Source organism: Jiangella asiatica (genome assembly GCF_004349065.1).
GTDB lineage: Bacteria > Actinomycetota > Actinomycetes > Jiangellales > Jiangellaceae > Jiangella > Jiangella asiatica.
Genome location: NZ_SMKZ01000003.1, coordinates 15029 through 30555, shown reverse-complemented (window position 1 = coordinate 30555; position 15527 = coordinate 15029). Strand labels below are relative to the sequence as shown.

The 15527-nt window shown below is 70.4% G+C and carries 12 protein-coding genes; 9 read left to right on the top strand and 3 right to left on the bottom strand.

Going from position 1 to position 15527, the window contains the following annotated elements; all coding sequences use genetic code 11:
• Window positions 1-107 precede the first annotated feature (107 nt).
• The 9 genes from E1269_RS03270 to E1269_RS03230 are packed head-to-tail and all read left to right on the top strand — an operon-like array spanning window position 108 to window position 9130.
• Window positions 108-1370, top strand: a complete 1263-nt coding sequence (locus E1269_RS03270; protein ID WP_131891704.1) for an ABC transporter substrate-binding protein — start codon at window positions 108-110, stop codon at window positions 1368-1370.
• Window positions 1367-2323, top strand: a complete 957-nt coding sequence (locus tag E1269_RS03265) for a carbohydrate ABC transporter permease (protein WP_131891157.1) — start codon at window positions 1367-1369, stop codon at window positions 2321-2323. The genes E1269_RS03270 and E1269_RS03265 overlap by 4 nt, the downstream gene beginning before the upstream one ends.
• On the top strand, window positions 2320-3198 hold the full coding sequence (locus E1269_RS03260; RefSeq protein WP_203432839.1) for a carbohydrate ABC transporter permease: 879 nt from the start codon (window positions 2320-2322) through the stop codon (window positions 3196-3198). The genes E1269_RS03265 and E1269_RS03260 overlap by 4 nt, the downstream gene beginning before the upstream one ends.
• Window positions 3195-4172 carry an aldo/keto reductase gene (locus tag E1269_RS03255; RefSeq protein WP_203432837.1) on the top strand — a complete coding sequence of 326 codons (978 nt, stop codon included), beginning with the start codon at window positions 3195-3197 and terminating at the stop codon, window positions 4170-4172. Before E1269_RS03260 ends, E1269_RS03255 begins: the two co-directional genes overlap by 4 nt.
• The gene (locus tag E1269_RS03250; protein WP_131891152.1) at window positions 4169-5137 is read left to right on the top strand and encodes an aldo/keto reductase; all 969 of its coding nucleotides are present in this window, start codon (window positions 4169-4171) and stop codon (window positions 5135-5137) included. The genes E1269_RS03255 and E1269_RS03250 overlap by 4 nt, the downstream gene beginning before the upstream one ends.
• A gap of 37 nt (window positions 5138-5174) precedes the next feature.
• Complete coding sequence (locus E1269_RS03245) at window positions 5175-6224, top strand: zinc-dependent alcohol dehydrogenase (RefSeq protein WP_203432835.1); 1050 nt, start codon at window positions 5175-5177, stop codon at window positions 6222-6224.
• Entirely contained in the window at window positions 6221-7168 is a 948-nt protein-coding gene (locus tag E1269_RS03240; protein ID WP_131891149.1) for a dihydrodipicolinate synthase family protein, read from the top strand. Before E1269_RS03245 ends, E1269_RS03240 begins: the two co-directional genes overlap by 4 nt.
• The gene (locus E1269_RS03235) at window positions 7165-8244 is read left to right on the top strand and encodes a Gfo/Idh/MocA family protein (RefSeq protein WP_162606209.1); all 1080 of its coding nucleotides are present in this window, start codon (window positions 7165-7167) and stop codon (window positions 8242-8244) included. Before E1269_RS03240 ends, E1269_RS03235 begins: the two co-directional genes overlap by 4 nt.
• Entirely contained in the window at window positions 8231-9130 is a 900-nt protein-coding gene (locus tag E1269_RS03230; RefSeq protein WP_131891143.1) for an amidohydrolase family protein, read from the top strand. The genes E1269_RS03235 and E1269_RS03230 overlap by 14 nt, the downstream gene beginning before the upstream one ends.
• Here the strand turns inward: E1269_RS03230 and E1269_RS03225 are convergent.
• From E1269_RS03225 to E1269_RS03215, 3 genes are all read right to left on the bottom strand, one after another.
• Window positions 9104-10273, bottom strand: coding sequence for a mandelate racemase/muconate lactonizing enzyme family protein (locus E1269_RS03225; RefSeq protein WP_131891141.1), 1170 nt, complete (start codon window positions 10271-10273; stop codon window positions 9104-9106). The genes E1269_RS03230 and E1269_RS03225 overlap by 27 nt on opposite strands.
• A gap of 727 nt (window positions 10274-11000) precedes the next feature.
• Window positions 11001-12341: a sulfatase family protein gene (locus tag E1269_RS03220; RefSeq protein WP_162606208.1), complete on the bottom strand. Its 1341-nt coding sequence runs from the start codon at window positions 12339-12341 to the stop codon at window positions 11001-11003.
• 196 nt (window positions 12342-12537) lie between these two features.
• A complete protein-coding gene (locus E1269_RS03215) occupies window positions 12538-15474 on the bottom strand; it encodes a glycosyl hydrolase (protein WP_131891135.1) in 2937 nt (978 codons plus the stop codon).
• Window positions 15475-15527 lie beyond the last annotated feature (53 nt).

The window sequence follows — 15527 nt, the reverse complement described above, 5'->3', positions numbered from 1 at the left end:
CCCTATATTTCTCACACGCGAACTGAGTAACATGCATGCGAACTCGTCAACGGTGAGGAGCGATCGTGACTGTCACCAGGACAGCAGGAGTCACGCGCAGGACGTTCATGCAGGGGCTTGGCGCCGCGGGTCTGGCCGCGGCCGGCCTCGGGACAGCGGGCTGCGTCACCGGGGGCTCGGGATCGGAGAGCAGCGGGTCGAGTACGTTGACTCTGCAGTCGTCCCTTGTGGACCCCAACTCCAGTGGCGCCATGCAGAAGCTCGTCGACCTGTACAACGAGCGGGGCGGCGAGGCGAGCCTCAACACGGTCGCGGCCGACACCTTCAACGCTCAGCTGCCCACCTATCTGGACTCCGACAACCCGCCGGACGTCATGGTGTACTTCGCGGGCGCCATCACCCAGCGGTACGGCGACCGGGACAAGCTGCTCGACGTCTCCCAGCTGTGGGCCGACGAGCTGTCCGAGTACCCGGATTCACTGCGAGAGCTCTCGACGGACAGCAAGGACCGGCAGATCTTCGTACCGACCAACTACTACTGGTGGGGCGTCTTCTATCGCAGGTCGGTCTTCGACCAGCTCGGCGCCACGGTGCCGACGACCTGGACGGACTACCTGACGCTGTGCGAGGAGATCCAGGCGCAGGGCATGGCACCGCTCATCACCGGGGCCGGCCGCGACCCCTGGCCCCTGGTGGCGTGGTTCGACTACCTGAACCTGCGCATCAACGGCGCGGAGTTCCACCGGGCCCTGCTGCGCGGCGAGCACCGGTTCGACGGGCCCGAGGTCAAGGCGGTCTTCACGGAGTTCGCGAAGGTGCTGCCGTACTTCCACCCGTCGAGCCGTTCCTACGCCTACCAGGAGGCGATCACCCCGTTCGCGCAGGGGGATGCCGCGATGTACCTCATGGGCGCCCTCATCACCGACGTGCTGCCCGACGACGTCGACGATCTCGACTTCTTCCAGTTCCCCATTCTCGACCCGGGCGTTCCGGTGGCCGAGGAGGCGCCGACCAACGGCTACCTCGCCCCCGCCCGGGTGCGCGACCCCGACGCGACCCGCGACCTGCTGGGGTTCCTCGCCAGTGACGAGGCGCAGGTCATCTACTGCCGCGACTCCCAATCCTCGAGCGTGCCGACCTCCCCCACGGCCGACACGTCGTGGACCAGCGAGCTGGTCCAGAAGGGCCTCGACCTGCTCGGCGTGGCGGACGACCTGACGCAGTTCTTCAACCGGGACAGCTCCGAGGAGCTCCAGCAGACCGCTTACACCGCGTGCAGCCGGTTCCTGGCCGAACCGGGCAACGTCGACGCCATCCTCGCCGAGTGGCAGGCGGCGGCCGAGCCGATCTGGCAGGACCAGAGCGCATGACCTCCCGCTCGTCGTCCGCGGTGGCGGAGCCGGCCCCTGCGGCGGCGGACCGTCGCGCGCCGGGCCCGGCCGCCCGTCCGCGGCGGCGGCGCGGCCGAGTCCCGGGCACGGTCTGGGTCTTCCTGCTGCTGGCCGGCGGCGTGGAGGCGATCTGGATCTTCTGGCCGGCGCTGTCGACCTTCTACTTCTCGCTGACGTCGTGGGACGGGCTCGACGCACCGCGGTTCATCGGCCTCGAGAACTTCACGTCGATGGCCCGCGACGACGTCTTCCACACCGCGCTTCGCAACAACGCCGTCTGGCTCGCCGGCTTCGCGGTCGGCTCGGTGATCCTCGGCCTGGCCATGGCGGTCGCGCTCGACCGGCCGCGCCGCGGCGTGGGCGTCTATCGTGCGCTCATCTACCTGCCGATGGTCTTCTCACTGCTCGTCACCGGGTTGTTCTGGCGGGTCATGTACCAGCCGGAGGGACCGGTCAACGCGATCCTCGCCGCGATCGGGCTCGAGTCATGGCAGCGCCAGTGGCTGGCCGATCCGGACATCGTGCTCCTCGCCGTGCTGGTCGCCGCGGTATGGCGCCAAGTCGGCTACGTCATGGTGCTCTACCTCGCCGGACTGAAGGCGACCGACCCGGCCCTGGCTGACGCCGCCCGGGTCGATGGCTGCTCGGCGTGGCAACGCTTCTGGCACGTCACCATGCCGCAGCTGCGCGGGGTGAACACCGTGGTCGCAGCCATCACGGTGATCGACGCGCTGCGCACGTTCGACGTGGTGTGGTCGATGACCGGCGGCGGACCATACAACTCCTCGGAGTTGCTCAGCACCTACATGTTCCGCCAGGCGTTCACCAACCAGGCACTCGGCTACTCCTCGGCCATCGCAGTGGTGATCTTCGTGCTCACTCTGGGCTTCATCGTGTTCTTCTTGCGTCGGTCCTTCGCGGAGCAGAAATGACGACGTCCTCCCCGGCTCTGCGTGACCACACCGTGCACCGTAGACACAGGCGGCGGGTCGAGCGGCTGCGGGCCGTGCGGTTCCACGCCCTGATGGCGCCCATCACGCTGCTGTGGGCTGCGCCGGTGCTGTTCGCGCTGCTCATCTCCGTGCGGTCGCTGGACGACATCGTGAGCCGTGGCCTGGGCGCACTGCCCACGTCGTTCAGCCTCGCGAGCTTCACCGAGGCCTGGAACGCCGGCGTCGGCCGGGCTCTGCTCAACAGCGTCGTCGTCACCGCGCCCACGGTCGTCCTCGAACTGCTGCTCGGGAGCATGGCCGCGTTCGCGCTGAGCCGCTACCACGTGCCGCTGCGCCGGCTGATCCTGGCGGTGATGCTCGCCGGCAATCTGCTGCCACCCCAAGTCTTGCTGGTACCGGTCTCACGGATGATGCAGAGCGTCGGCCTGTACGACTCGCTGCTGGCCCTCATCGTGGTGCACACGGCGTTCGGCGTCGGCTTCTTCACGTTCGTGCTGCACGGTTTCATGCGCACCGTCCCGGAGGAGGTCACCGAGGCGGCCCGCATCGACGGCGCCGGTGCGTTCACGATCTACTGGCGCATCATGCTGCCGCTGGTCCGGCCCGCGCTGGCCGGCCTGGCGGCTCTGGCGTCGACGTGGGCGTTCAACGACCTCATCTGGTCGCTCGCGGTCATCCGGTCCGGTGAACTCTTTCCCATCTCCGCGACCATGTTGTCGTTCAGCAGCCAGTACCTGACCTCATGGAACGTCGCGACGGCGGGCGCCATCCTCGCGGCGCTGCCCACCGCCCTGGTGTTCTTCGTGTTCCAGAAGCAGTTCGTGTCAGGAATGCTGATGGGCTCGGTCAAGTGATCGGCCGATCGGTCCTCGAACCGTCGGGCCTGAGCCTGAGCCGGCTGGCACTCGGTGCCGCGCCGCTCGGTTCGCTGTCGTCGACCACCGCGCAGGGCGTCGTCGCCGCCGCCGTCGACGCCGGCATGACGTACGTCGACACGGCACCGATGTACGGTGCGGGCCGGTCCGAGACGAGCGTCGGCGCCGCGGTCGCCGGCCGCGACGGCGTGGTCGTGTCCACCAAGGCCGGCCGTCTCGTCGCCCCGTCCGGCCAGGCGCCGAAGTCCGGCGACGCAGGCTGGGCGGGCGCGCCACGGCTGGTCTGGGACATGACGGCGACCGGCATGCGGCGCAGCCTGGAGGAGAGCCTTCGCCGCCTCGATCGCGACCACATCGAACTGCTCTACCTGCACGATCCCGACGATCACGAGGTCGAGGCGACAGAGCAGGCGCTACCGGAACTGGTCCGGATGCGGGCGGCGGGCCTGGTACGCGCCATCGGCGTGGGCATGAACGGCGGCGCCATGCCGGCTCGCCTGGTCGACCGGTTCGACCTGGACGCCGTCCTGCTGGCCGGCCGCTACACGCTACTGGACCAGGGTGGCCTGCACGACGTTTTGCCCGCCTGCGAGCAGCGCGGGGTCGCCGTCGTCCTCGGCGGTGTCTTCAACAGCGGCGTGCTGGCGGACCCGCGGAAATCGGCGGTCACCTACGACAACCGGCCGGCTTCGGCGTGGATCGTCGAGCGAGCGCGGGCGGCCGCCGCCCTCGCCGAGCGGCACGGCGTCACGCTGCGAGCCCTGGCGTTGCAGTTCGCCGCCGCGCACCCGGCCGTCCGCAGCGTCCTGGTCGGCGCCGCGAGCACGGCCGAGGTCGCCGACGCCGTCGCCGCCTTCACCACCGACGTCCCCGACGATGCCTGGCTGGAGCTGCGCTCGGCCGGTTTCCTCGACGAGGCCGCACCGGTACCGGCAGGAGGCCGGGCAGAATGAAGCTCGAGCGGATCCAGCTGCCGGGCACGAGGCTCTCGGTCTCCCGCCTGGTCCAGGGCACCATGGCGATCGACACCCTCGCCGAGCCGGCCGCGCACGCGCTGCTCGACGGCGTCCTGGACCTCGGCTGCACGACGTTCGACACCGCTCACGTCTACGGCGCCGGGCTCAACGAACGAGTCTTCGGCCGGTGGGTGCGCCGGCGGGGCGTCCGCGACGAGGTCGTGATCATCGGCAAGGGCGGCGAGCCCGGGCCGGACGGTCCCCGAGTCACTCCCGAGCACATCGCGTCGGATCTGCACGAGTCACTCGAGCGGATGGGCATCGACCACATCGACCTCTACCTGCTCCACGTCGACGATCCCGCCATCCCGGTGGACCCCATCGTCGACGCGCTCGCCGGCCACCAGGCAGACGGCCTCATCGCCGCATACGGAGTCTCCAACTGGCACCACGACCGCATCGCGGCGGCCCTGGCCTACGCCAAGGCCGTCGGCCTGCCGCCGCTCGTGGCGAGCAGCGTACATCTCAGCCTCGCCACCTGGCAGGAGCGTCCGTGGCCCGGCAACCTCAGCATCGCCGGGCCGGAGCACGCAGCCGACCGCGCGTGGTACCGGCGGACCGGTCTGCCGGTGCTCAGCTGGTCCAGCCTCGCCGGTGGGTTCTTCTCCGGCCGGATCAGCCGGCGCAACCGGCACGAGCTCACCGAGTACTTCGACCAGGTCTGTGCTCGCGCCTATGGCCATGAGCGGAACTTCGCCCGCCTCGACCGCGCCCGCGAGCTCGGTGCACGACACGGGGTGAGCGCCGCCCAGGTCGCGCTCGCCTGGGTGCTCGCGCAGCCGCTGCCGGTCGCCGCCCTCGTCGGCAGCCTCGACATCGCAGAGTTCCGGGCCAACGCGGCGGCGGTGACCCTATCGCTCTCGGACGACGAGCTGCGGTGGCTCGAGAACGGCACGGCATGACCGTCCGCACCGGTGTACATGAAGAGTTAGGAGCGTCGTGCAGGTTCTCGTACTCGAACAATGGTGGCGGATGGTCGTGGCCGAGTTCGGTGACGTCGCGCCCGGCCCCGCGGAGACACTGGTCGAAGTGCTGGCCACCGGGATCTGCGGGTCCGACATCCACGGATACACCGGCGAGAACGGACGCCGCCGGCCCGGCCAGGTGATGGGCCACGAGACAGTGGGCCGAGTGCTCGAGCACGGCGATGCCGCCGCCTACAGCAGCCTGCCCGCGGGTACCGTGGTCACCCTCAACCCCGTCGTCGGCTGTGGCGCGTGCGCCGCCTGCACGCGCGACGCGGAGCAGGCCTGCCCGCAGCGAACGGTCATCGGGGTCGCCCCGGACATCCCGGCGGCCTTCGCCGAGCGCATGATCGCACCCACGCGCAACCTCGTCCCGCTTCCGGAAGGCGCCGCGTGGGAGCTGGGCGCGCTGGTGGAACCACTGGCCGTCGGCTACCACGCGGCTCGACGAGGCAGCTGCGGACCCGACGACGCGGTCCTGGTCGTCGGCGGCGGGCCGATCGGCCAGGCGTGCGTGCTCGCGGCCTGGCGGCTCGGAGCCTCGGCCGTCGCGGTGAGCGAGACGAACGACGCACGCCGGCAACTGCTCGACGAGCTCGGCACCGTCACCATCGACCCGAGCGCGGGCGAGCTGAAGCGGCAGGCGGTGAGCCGGCTGGGCCGCCGCCCCACCTTGGTCATCGACGCCGTCGGTTCCGAACCCACGATCACCGCGGCGCTCGAGATCGCCGACGTCGGCGCCCGGGTGGTGCTCGTCGGCATGGCCCAGCCGCACATCCCCTTGTCCGCCTACAGGATCTCGACCGAGGAGCGCACCCTGATCGGCAGCTTTTGCTACACCTCGGCGGAGTTCCGCGAGACCGCGGAGTGGATCGCCACCGCGCCGCAACCGCTCGACCGGCTCATCGAAGGCCGTGTCGACCTGGCCGGCGCGCCGGACGCCTTCGAAGCGCTCGCCCGCGGCACCGCGGCGGCGAGCAAGGTCCTGGTCTATCCCAACGGCCTCACCATCGGGGCGGCGTGAGCGGCCGGCGGAGCGTCACGGCGGCCGACCTCGGGGCGGTCGTGCCCGTCGTCGTCACCCCGTACACCGATGCCGGCGCCGTCGACGCGGCGGCGCTGGAACGCCAGACCGACCTGCTGAGCGGGCAGGGCTGCGGCTGGGCCGCGGTCGGCTACGGCAGCGAGGCGGATCGGCTGACGCCCGACGAGATCTCGGCGGTCACCCGGGTGGTCTCCGGCTCGCTGCGCGTCATCGGCAACGTGGAGCTCACCAGCGTGCCCGCGGCGGTCGCGGCCGCGGAGCGCGCCGCCGCGAGCGGCGCGGAGCTGGTCCTGGTCCGGCCGACCGGATGGGGACGCGTGCCGCTGGACGAGCTCGGCTCCGCCATCACCGCGATCGCCGACGCCGGCGTTCCCGTCCTGTTGCAGGACGCGCCGCAGCACACGGGCGTCGACCTGCCCGTTCCCGCGCTGGCCGAGCTCCTCGCCGGCACGTCCGGGCTGGCCGGGGTGAAGGTCGAGCCGCCGGACCCGGTGGGCAAGATCGCGCGGTTGCGCCGGGAGACCGGCCCGGACGCCCTCGTGCTCGGCGGGCTCGGCGGCACGCACGTCGTCGACGAACTGGTCGCCGGCGCCACGGCGACGATGCCGGGCCCGGCGTTCGTCGACGTCTTCGCGGCCATCGCGGTGCTCGTTGCCCAGGGCAGAGTGGACGAGGCGCGCCGGGTCCACGCGGGGCTGCTCCCGTTCATCGTCGCCGCCAGCACGTCGATGGACGCCTTCCTGGTGCAGCAGAAGCACGTGCTGGTCGGCGACGGCATCCTCACCTCGGCCCGGATCCGGATGCCGTACGGCGCAGGCGTGGAGGACGTGCCCGCGCAGCATGACGACCTGGCGGCGGCGCTGGACCTGCAGATGCTCCGGCGGCGATGCGCAGCCACCCGCGCGGAGGGCGCACGGCGATGACGCGGCTGCGGGTCGGACTGGTCGGCGCCGGCTGGTGGGCGCGGCAAACGCATCTGCCGGAGCTCGCCGGGCACCCCGACGCCGAGGTGGCCGCGGTGTGCGACCCGGACGGCGACCGTGCCGCCGCCGCCGCGCAGTGCGGTGCCGTCGTCGTCCCCGATGTCGACGGCGTCCTGGCGGCCGGTGTCGACGCCGTGGTCGTCGCCACGCCACACGACGAGCACGCGGCCGCCGCGGAGCCCTGCTTGGCCGCTGGCGTCGACGTCCTGGTCGAGAAGCCCATGACCCTCGATCCCGGTCAGGCGTGGCGCCTGGTGCGGATCGCGGCCGAGACCGGCGCGCGCCTGCACACCGGTTTCACCTACGTGCACGGCGGCCCGGCGCGACGGCTGCGCGACCTCGTCCGTGACGGCGCAGTGGGTGACGTCACCCTGCTGCACGCGACCTTCGCCACCGCGGTGCACCGGCTCTACCGAGGCCAGGTCGGCTGGCAGCAAGTCGAGGAGTCGGCCGCCGTCTCGTCGCTGCCCGACACCTATGCGGCGCCGGCGCGCGGCGGCGGGCAGCTGTGGGCGCAGTCGGTCCACGCCGTCTCGCTGCTGCTGTGGGTGACCGGCCTGGTCCCCCGCCAGGTCCACGCGGCCATGGACGCCGCCGGGCTCGCCGTCGACCTCTCCAACGCCCTGACCATGACGTTCACCTCCGGAGCGGTCGGCACGGCCGCCAGTTCCGGCGCCGTCGGCGCGCACGACCGGCGCATCGAGGAATACCGCGTCGTGGGGCTGGACGGGCACGCGCTGCTCGACACCGTGGCCGGCCGGCTGCAAGTGGTGTCCGCCCGCGACGGCGATGCCGACGCGACGTGGCCGGAGAAGGAGCGCAACCCGGTCGGGGCGCCGGTCCGCTGCCTCGTCGACGCGGCGCTGGGCCGCGCCGAGGTGGTGGCCGACGGAACGCTGGGCGCATGGACGACGGCCGTCGCCTGGGCCGCCGCCGAGGCCGCGCGGACCGGCCGGCCGGTCGACGTGCCCGGCCCGGGCGCGGCCGCGGAGCCGGACGACCGTGCCGATTGTTGACGCCCACCACCACCTGTGGGACCTGGCGCGCGGCTACTACCCGCTCCGGCACGGCCCCACCAGGCCGGGCCCGGCTCGCGACGGCGCGGGCAGCTACCTGCCTGCCCACTACCGCCACGACGTGCGGGGATACGACGTCGTGGCGACCGTCCACGTCGAAGCCGCACACGATCCCGACGATCCCGTGGCCGAGACGAGGTGGCTGGCCGAGCAGCGTCGCGCCACCGCGATTCCCACCGTCATCGTCGGCTACGCAGACCTGCGCTCCCCCTTGCTCCAGGACACCCTGGACGGGCATCTGCGTCACGCCGAGGTCCGCGGCATCCGGCAGATGCTCGACGTCGATCCACTCAGCGGCGGGCCGCTCCGTGACGCCCTCGGCGACGACCGCTGGGTTGCCGGACTGCGAAGCGTCGCCGACCGCGGCCTGGTCTTCGTGGCCCAGCTCGACACCGAAGAGCTGCCCCGGCTGGCCGAAGTGCTGTCCGGACTTCGGGATCTTCGCGTGGTGCTGTGTCATGCCGGGCTGCGGGGGCCGGGCGCGCTGAGCGACAGACGACGCTGGGTGACCGGGCTGGAGCGACTGGCCGCATGCCCGAATGTCACGGTGGCCGTGTCGGGCTTGGGCAGCCTCCTGCCTGCTTGGGACCACACGCTCGCCGCGAGCGTCACCCGCACAGTCCTCGACGTCCTGGGACCACGACGCGCGATGTTCGCCAGCAACTTCCCGGTGGATCGCCCCGTCGTGACATTCGGCCAGCTGGTGGCCGCAGCACGCACCGCCACGGCGCACCTTCCGGTCGCGGAACAGCAGGAGTTCTTCGCCGGCACCGCGCAGCGGGTCTACCGGCTCCCCAGCTCAGTCCGTCGCCCGGGCGTTGTGTAGCCGTGGGCCCGCTTCCGGATCGAAGGACCAGCTCAGCACTGTTTCATCGAAGTGCACACCCAGCCCCGGCGCGTCGCCTAGGCGTACGACACCGTCGTCGACGACGAAGGGCTGGACCATCGTGCGCTCCCGCAACGGGTTGGGAACCCGCGGGACCTCGACGTAGAGTCCAGCGGGCGCGCAGGCGACCACCGTCGCGTTGGCCATGAGCCCCGGGCCGCTGCACCACGTGTGCGGAGCCAGGCGAACACCGGCCGACTCGGCGAGCGACGCGAGCTCGAGCTGACGCAGAATACCGCCGACGTAGACCGCGTCTGTCTGGATGACGTCGACCGCCTGGGCGTCGATGAGTCGTCTGATGTGGTCGGGAGTCCGTTCGTTCTCGCCGGTGGCCAGCCGGGTGTCGAGCTCCGAGCGGAGGATGGCGTGGCCCGCGACGTCGTCGCGGGGCAGCGGGTCTTCCAGCCAGTACGGCCGCATCGGTTCCATCGATCGCATGAGGTCGACGACTTCGCGCACGTCCGGTGGGTCGGCCAGGTAGCTCGCCCCCAGGTCGAGCATCAGCGCACCGTCGGGGCCGAGTTCCTCGCGCACGGCCTCGACCCGCTTGCGATCCAGGTCCACGCCGTGGCCGATTCGGATCTTCACCGCACGGAAGCCGTCCGCGACGTGCCTGCGCACCTCGTGCCGAAGCTCATCCGGATCGGCGGACAGGCCGCCGCTCGCGTAGACCGGAAGATCGCTACGCACCGCTCCACCCAGGAGGGTGCGCACCGGCACCCCGAGGGCATGGCCCAGGAGATCGAATGTCGCCATCTCAACGCCGCCGATGACGCTCTGGAACAGCCCACCGTGGCCCCACCCCGGTGCGCTTCGGGTGAGCCGGTCGAGCACCGTCCGGGGCTCGGCCGGCAGTCCTCGGACCAGCCCCGCAGCACGGTCCACCATCGGCCGAAGCAGCAGCGGCACGTTGAGACCGTCGCCGATCTCACCATATCCGTGCGACCCGTCAGATCCCACCAAGCGCACGAACGCCGACGTCCAGCCGTGATAGACCCCTCCTGGCCAACTCCACACCTCGTCCGGCCGATACCGGGCGCTGAGGATCTCCAGTTCGCATCCGACGATCGTCGGCGTGGACATCGCCCCTCCCTGGGGTCTTCGCTCCGAACAGACGCTTGGCGGACAAACCCTACACGAATGCGAAACTGACTTCCTACATGGGAGACGGCTACGGTGCAGCTGATACGAGCGACGACGGCGCAGGTGATGACAGACCTTCCTTCATCGCCACCGCGGCTCGAGCCTCCACCTGCTCGGAGCCTGGTAGGCATCGAGGGCGCTCATATCGAGCTCTACATCCGCCACCTCGGCGGCTGCGGGCTGATGGCCTCCTCGGTCAACACCTCCATGCATGCAGTACTCGGGTTCTTCAGCTTCGCCCACATCGACGGGTTGATCGTGGCCGACGCGGAGCTCGAGCCCTGGGCGGTTCCGTTCGAGTACAACGCGGCCGCAGCGGCGTGGAGGAGCGACACGGTCGACGTCCTCAGTCGTGAATTGCACCCGCTGCTCGCCTCAGTTCGCCGCGGGCGCGTCGCGGACCTAATCAAGGCCAGTCATGTGGTGACCGCCGACGTTCAGGACACTCTGACTGGCGATGTCGACTGCAGCGAGCACGCGGACTTGGACACGTATTCGCCAAACAGCACGCGTAGCTGGTCAGGCGCAGCCGCTCACGGTCGAACGCCGGACGCTTGGTGGCTGCAGTATCTTCCTGCGACACCCGCCGAGCCGGGCCCGCGGCTCGACGCGCGTCTGGCTGCCGATCATTGGCCGGCCGCAGGCGGAAGTCGGTTCTTCACTGTCGCTACGGGCTCGGCAGCTTCACCCAGCGCTGGCAGGACCGTCCCCGGGCCACGGACAGGGCCTTGGCCTCTGCCTTCAGGCGAGCCTTGACGGCTGCGTGTTCCGCGACCTCGGCGAGGTTGGACAGTTCGTGCGGGTCGGTCCTCAGGTGGTAAAGCTCTTCCTCGCCGGTATGGGTGTGGAAGACGTACTTCCAGTCGACCGTCCTTGCGCCGTAGTAGCGGTTAGGAGTGTCGAACGGACCGCCCCTGCCGTCGAAGTCGATCTCCAGGGGTACGACGCGCTCCAGGTTCTTGCGGCGCAGACGTTCGGGCCGGAGGAGTGGCATCCCGTCCAGGGCATACGGGGCTGCTGCTCCAGCCGCTTCGACGAAGGTCGCGGTGAGGTCCACGTTGGTCACGGGCGGGCGGACGCGACCTGCGGGGATACCCGGCCCGCGCATCAGCAGCGGGACGCGGATGGATGGTTCGTATGGGACGCCTTTGCCCCCGCCGTAGCGGTGCTCGCCGAGCATCCAGCCGTTGTCGGAGGTGAACACGAGGATGGTGTTGTCCAGCCTGCCGGTTTCACGCAGCGCGTCGCAGATCGATTCGACGGCCTCGTCGAGCGAGAGCAGCGCGGCCAGGCGCGCACGGTAGTTCGCGGTGACCTCCTCGACCTGTTGTTCGGTGAGTCGAGGGCGGTTTCGCACCGACATGGGCTTGTCGGAGTTGTCGGCCTCGTTGAAGCTGGGCGGCAGCGGGAGTGGTGCGTCGGCATAGGCGCCGACGTGCCTCGGCGCCGGTTCCGGGTCGACGGTCACGGCCAGTTCGTTCTGCGTCCCGACTGGCGTGTCGTGGGGTGTGATGGGTGCGATGCTCATGAACAACGGCTGATCGGAGTCGCGTTGTGCGTGGATGACGTCGACGGCGTGGGCGGCTATCACGTCGGTGTTGTAGTTCTCTGGCCCTTCGAATCTCTTGACGACGCCGTTGTCGTTGATGTTGAAGTCGAAATAGTTGTAGTGGTTGGGCGACGCTTGGGCGAACCAGTCCTCGAAGCCCGGCAGCCGAAACGCCGGGCCTTCGTTGAGAAGGACCTTGCCCGTATGGCTGGTGTAGTAGCCGGCCCGCTGCAGCCACACGGCGAGAGATTCGCTGAAGTCGACGCTGGTGGGGTCGTTGTTGGCCATCCGGCCATGGTTGTGTGCCAGAAGCCCGGTGTGCAGGCTGCTTCTCGACGGCGCGCAGTGCGGCGTGGTCACAACCGCGTTCTCGAACGTCGTGCCGGACCTGCCGAGGAGTCGCCGGGTTCGTGGCATGGCCGCCATCTCGTCCGCGCGCTGGTCGTCGGTGATGATCACGACGATGTCCGGCCGACGGCGACGCCGATCAGCATGGTCGGCGGCAGCGCTTGCCGGTGCGCTCACCCCGAGCGCGGCTGCCGCGCCGCTGGCGGCGACACCACCGGCGGCACGCAGTAGTTCTCGTCGGCCCACGGTCGGCCGATCGTGGTTCGGGTCGGTCATGTCCGTCCGCCTTTCGGTCCGCCTGTGGTTGTCAGCTTCGGTTCGGGTCGTCCAGGTAGGGGACGATGGTGACGGGACCCAGTAGCCCGTAGTCCTGTCGAGGGCGTGCTGCGAAGGGCGCCTGGGTCACTCGCACGCGGTTGATCAGGTTGGTCGCGATCTCGACTTCGATGGTGCTGGTTCGTCCGGGTCTCAGGTGCGAGCCGATGTCGACGCGGGTGTCGAGTTGATCGACCGCACCCACGGCTGTGCCGTCGACTCGGATCCGGTAGGAGCCGGCGACGGCGCCCAGGTCCAGGTAGGCGCCGGATGCGCCTCGCCAGCTGGATGGCAGCGTGAATCGGGTCGTGTAGGTTCCGACGCCGCTGGCGTCGGCGATGTCGGCGATCTCGCTCCAGGGCGTCAATGCGATGTCGTCGAACGTCCACCGCACGTGGTGCATTGTGCTCGACGGCTGGCCGGGGCGGGCGGGCTGCCAGTCGTCTACGGTGAGGTCCCAGCGTGGGAGGGGCAGCGGGTCCGGCAGGCCCGATCCTGGCGTGGTGCTGCGGGAGGGCGCCGCGGGGGCGGTCCAGGTCGGGGGTCCGAGCACGACCAGGGCTGCGGCCAGTCCGCGCAGCTCCACCTCGAGCTCGGTGCGTCCGCCACGGCGGCGGGCGGTGGCGAGTTTCGTGATGTGCCCGGTCCATGGGTCGAGCAGGTAGGGCACCGTGTTCGTGGCGCCGCTGAGTGAGACGACCGTCGTGACGGGCTGGCCGCTGGTGTTGTGCAGGAAGTGGTATTCCGCGGCGCCGTCGGTTCTGCGGATGGCCCGGACTGCCGGGTCGGTGGACGTGGCTGCCGGAGCGACGCCCAGTGCGGTCAGGATGTCCGGCACGTCGCCGCTCGACGCGGCTCTGCGGACGTTGCGGCGCGAGAGCAGGTGGGCGACGACCGCCCGCAGCGCGGCGTCCATCGACGCGGCTTGGTCGGGTGTCTCTGCGTAGCCGGACGCCGTCGCCGGGGGTTCGCCGATGACGATGACCGGCAGCCCGCGGCCTGCCAGCGCGTCGATCTTCTCGGCTGCCTCCAGCGGCATGCTGTTTTCGTTGTCGATGATCAGTGCCTGGTAGGCCGGTCCGTGCGGGGCGAGCCGGCGGTTGGCAACGGTCGCGGCGGGGAGCGACAGGGTGCCGGGAGACACATAGCCGTAGGTGTAGCCCTCCCGCACCACCGCGGCGGAGTCGAAGATGTCGCCCGGGGCGAGGAGTCCGAAGACCTGGGTGTAGACGGCCAGGTCGGTGCGCCGCACGCCGTGCTGCAGCAGGTGCTGGACGCGGGCGAAGTAGCCGCTGACGTCACTGGTCATGGTCCAGGTGGGGTTGCGTGGTCCCATGGCCTCCGGGATCGTGCCGATCGGGTGGAATCCCGGCCAGTGCGTGTGGTTGTCGCTGATCGTGCCGTCCGACGACGGTGGCACGTGCGGGTACGGGATGCCGACCATGCGGAGCCGGTTGACGCCCAGCGCGAACTGCCCGTTGGCCTGACCCACCAGGTCCTGCACGGTGGACTCGTACGGAACCCGTCCCTGGCCGGCGCCGGGACGGTACTCGTCGGAGACGATGGTGCGGCCGCCCATGTCCGCGCCCGAGGCGATCAGGCGCCAGTCCTCGGACCCTCGGGGAGTGAATCCGAAGTTCTCCCCCTCGGGGACGTCGGTGAGCGCGCTCGCGTATGCGACATCGACGGGGAAACCTGCCTGCGTCTGGTACGGCTGGGCCTGGTACCGCATGCCCATCGAGTTCGCGAAGCGCTGGAACGGACGCAGGTGATGGTCGATGTACAGGTCGTTCATGGTCTGGTCGACATCGCGTTTGACGCGCTGCGCCACGGTGGCCTCGCTCGCCGAGTACCCGAGAAGGGCCAGGTACGGAGTCAGGGCATAGCCACGCCGGGCGCGGAACTCCTCAAGCAGAGCCGGTGTCCACACCTTGGACCGGTAGCCCACCTCGACGGAGTCGTCGAAGAAGTTACCGCCGCAGCGTCGCAGCAGCTGACGTGTGCGCCTCGGGAGGATCGTCTCGAAGTAGTCGGTGAACGCCTCGGTGCCGGCCGTGCTCAGGTAGTCGATGCAGCGCGGCTCGGGGTCGGAGTACATCGGGACGAGGTTCTGGAACGGCAGGTCGGGTTTGAGTGCGCTACCCCGGTACCAGAACCCGATGATGACCCAGGTCTCGGCGTCCGGTGGTGTCCAGTCGACCGTGCCGTCGCTCACCTGGTCGGTGAGGTCGACCACCGACGCCAGGTCGACGACAGGCGCCGCCGGTGTGCCGCCGGCCGTTCGGAGCGCCTGTACGGCGATCGGGTGGAGTTCCGCGGTGCGGGTCACGGAGATGATGACGCCGTTCTCGGCCGTCCGATCCACGTAGGTCCGGTCGGCGGGGCGTGGGACGGGTGCTCGGTATGGTGTCCCGCCGCGGATCTCCTGGTGGGCGAAGACGATCTCCTTGGCGCTCGCCGGGCCGTCGACGTCGAGGCCGGGCACGGACACGTTCCAGTGCGGCCCCATGGTGATGTCGACGGTCAGGCCCAACGTGTCGGCCTCGGCGAGGACACGTTCTACTGCCTCGACCCACGCGGGTGACCCGTAGCCGAACCGGTCCGGGTCGATCGGATAGCCGTCCGAGATGCCGTAGAGGCAGCCGATCTCGACACCTCGGTACCCGCCGTCGGCCACCGAGCGGAGCTGATCGATCAGCACGTCGTGGTCGACGGCGGCTGCCGGCCACCACCACCGGAAGAGCGCGCCCGCCGCCCGAGGCGGGGTCGCGAAGTCGCGCAGCACCGGAACGGCCGCCCCACGAGCCGCGGCATTCGGCGCCGCTCCGGCCGGGAGCACTGGGCCGACGGCGGCGGCAACGGTTGCTACGCCGATCACCTGGAGGAATGTGCGGCGGCCGACGTCGTGCCGGCCTGGTCGCTCAGTCATGGGTCACCCCTTTTCGTTGAGGCGAACGGTCCGTCACGTTCTGAGTTCGATCG

Excerpts from the sequence above, each read along its gene's own strand:
- E1269_RS03265 (WP_131891157.1), top strand. The coding sequence starts at position 1,367 with ATGACCTCCCGCTCGTCGTCCGCGGTGGCGGAGCCGGCCCCTGCGGCG.
- E1269_RS03215 (WP_131891135.1), bottom strand. The coding sequence starts at position 15,474 with ATGACTGAGCGACCAGGCCGGCACGACGTCGGCCGCCGCACATTCCTC.
- E1269_RS03270 (WP_131891704.1), top strand. The coding sequence starts at position 108 with ATGCAGGGGCTTGGCGCCGCGGGTCTGGCCGCGGCCGGCCTCGGGACA.
- E1269_RS03260 (WP_203432839.1), top strand. The coding sequence starts at position 2,320 with ATGACGACGTCCTCCCCGGCTCTGCGTGACCACACCGTGCACCGTAGA.
- E1269_RS03235 (WP_162606209.1), top strand. The coding sequence starts at position 7,165 with ATGACGCGGCTGCGGGTCGGACTGGTCGGCGCCGGCTGGTGGGCGCGG.
- E1269_RS03225 (WP_131891141.1), bottom strand. The coding sequence starts at position 10,273 with ATGTCCACGCCGACGATCGTCGGATGCGAACTGGAGATCCTCAGCGCC.
- E1269_RS03250 (WP_131891152.1), top strand. The coding sequence starts at position 4,169 with ATGAAGCTCGAGCGGATCCAGCTGCCGGGCACGAGGCTCTCGGTCTCC.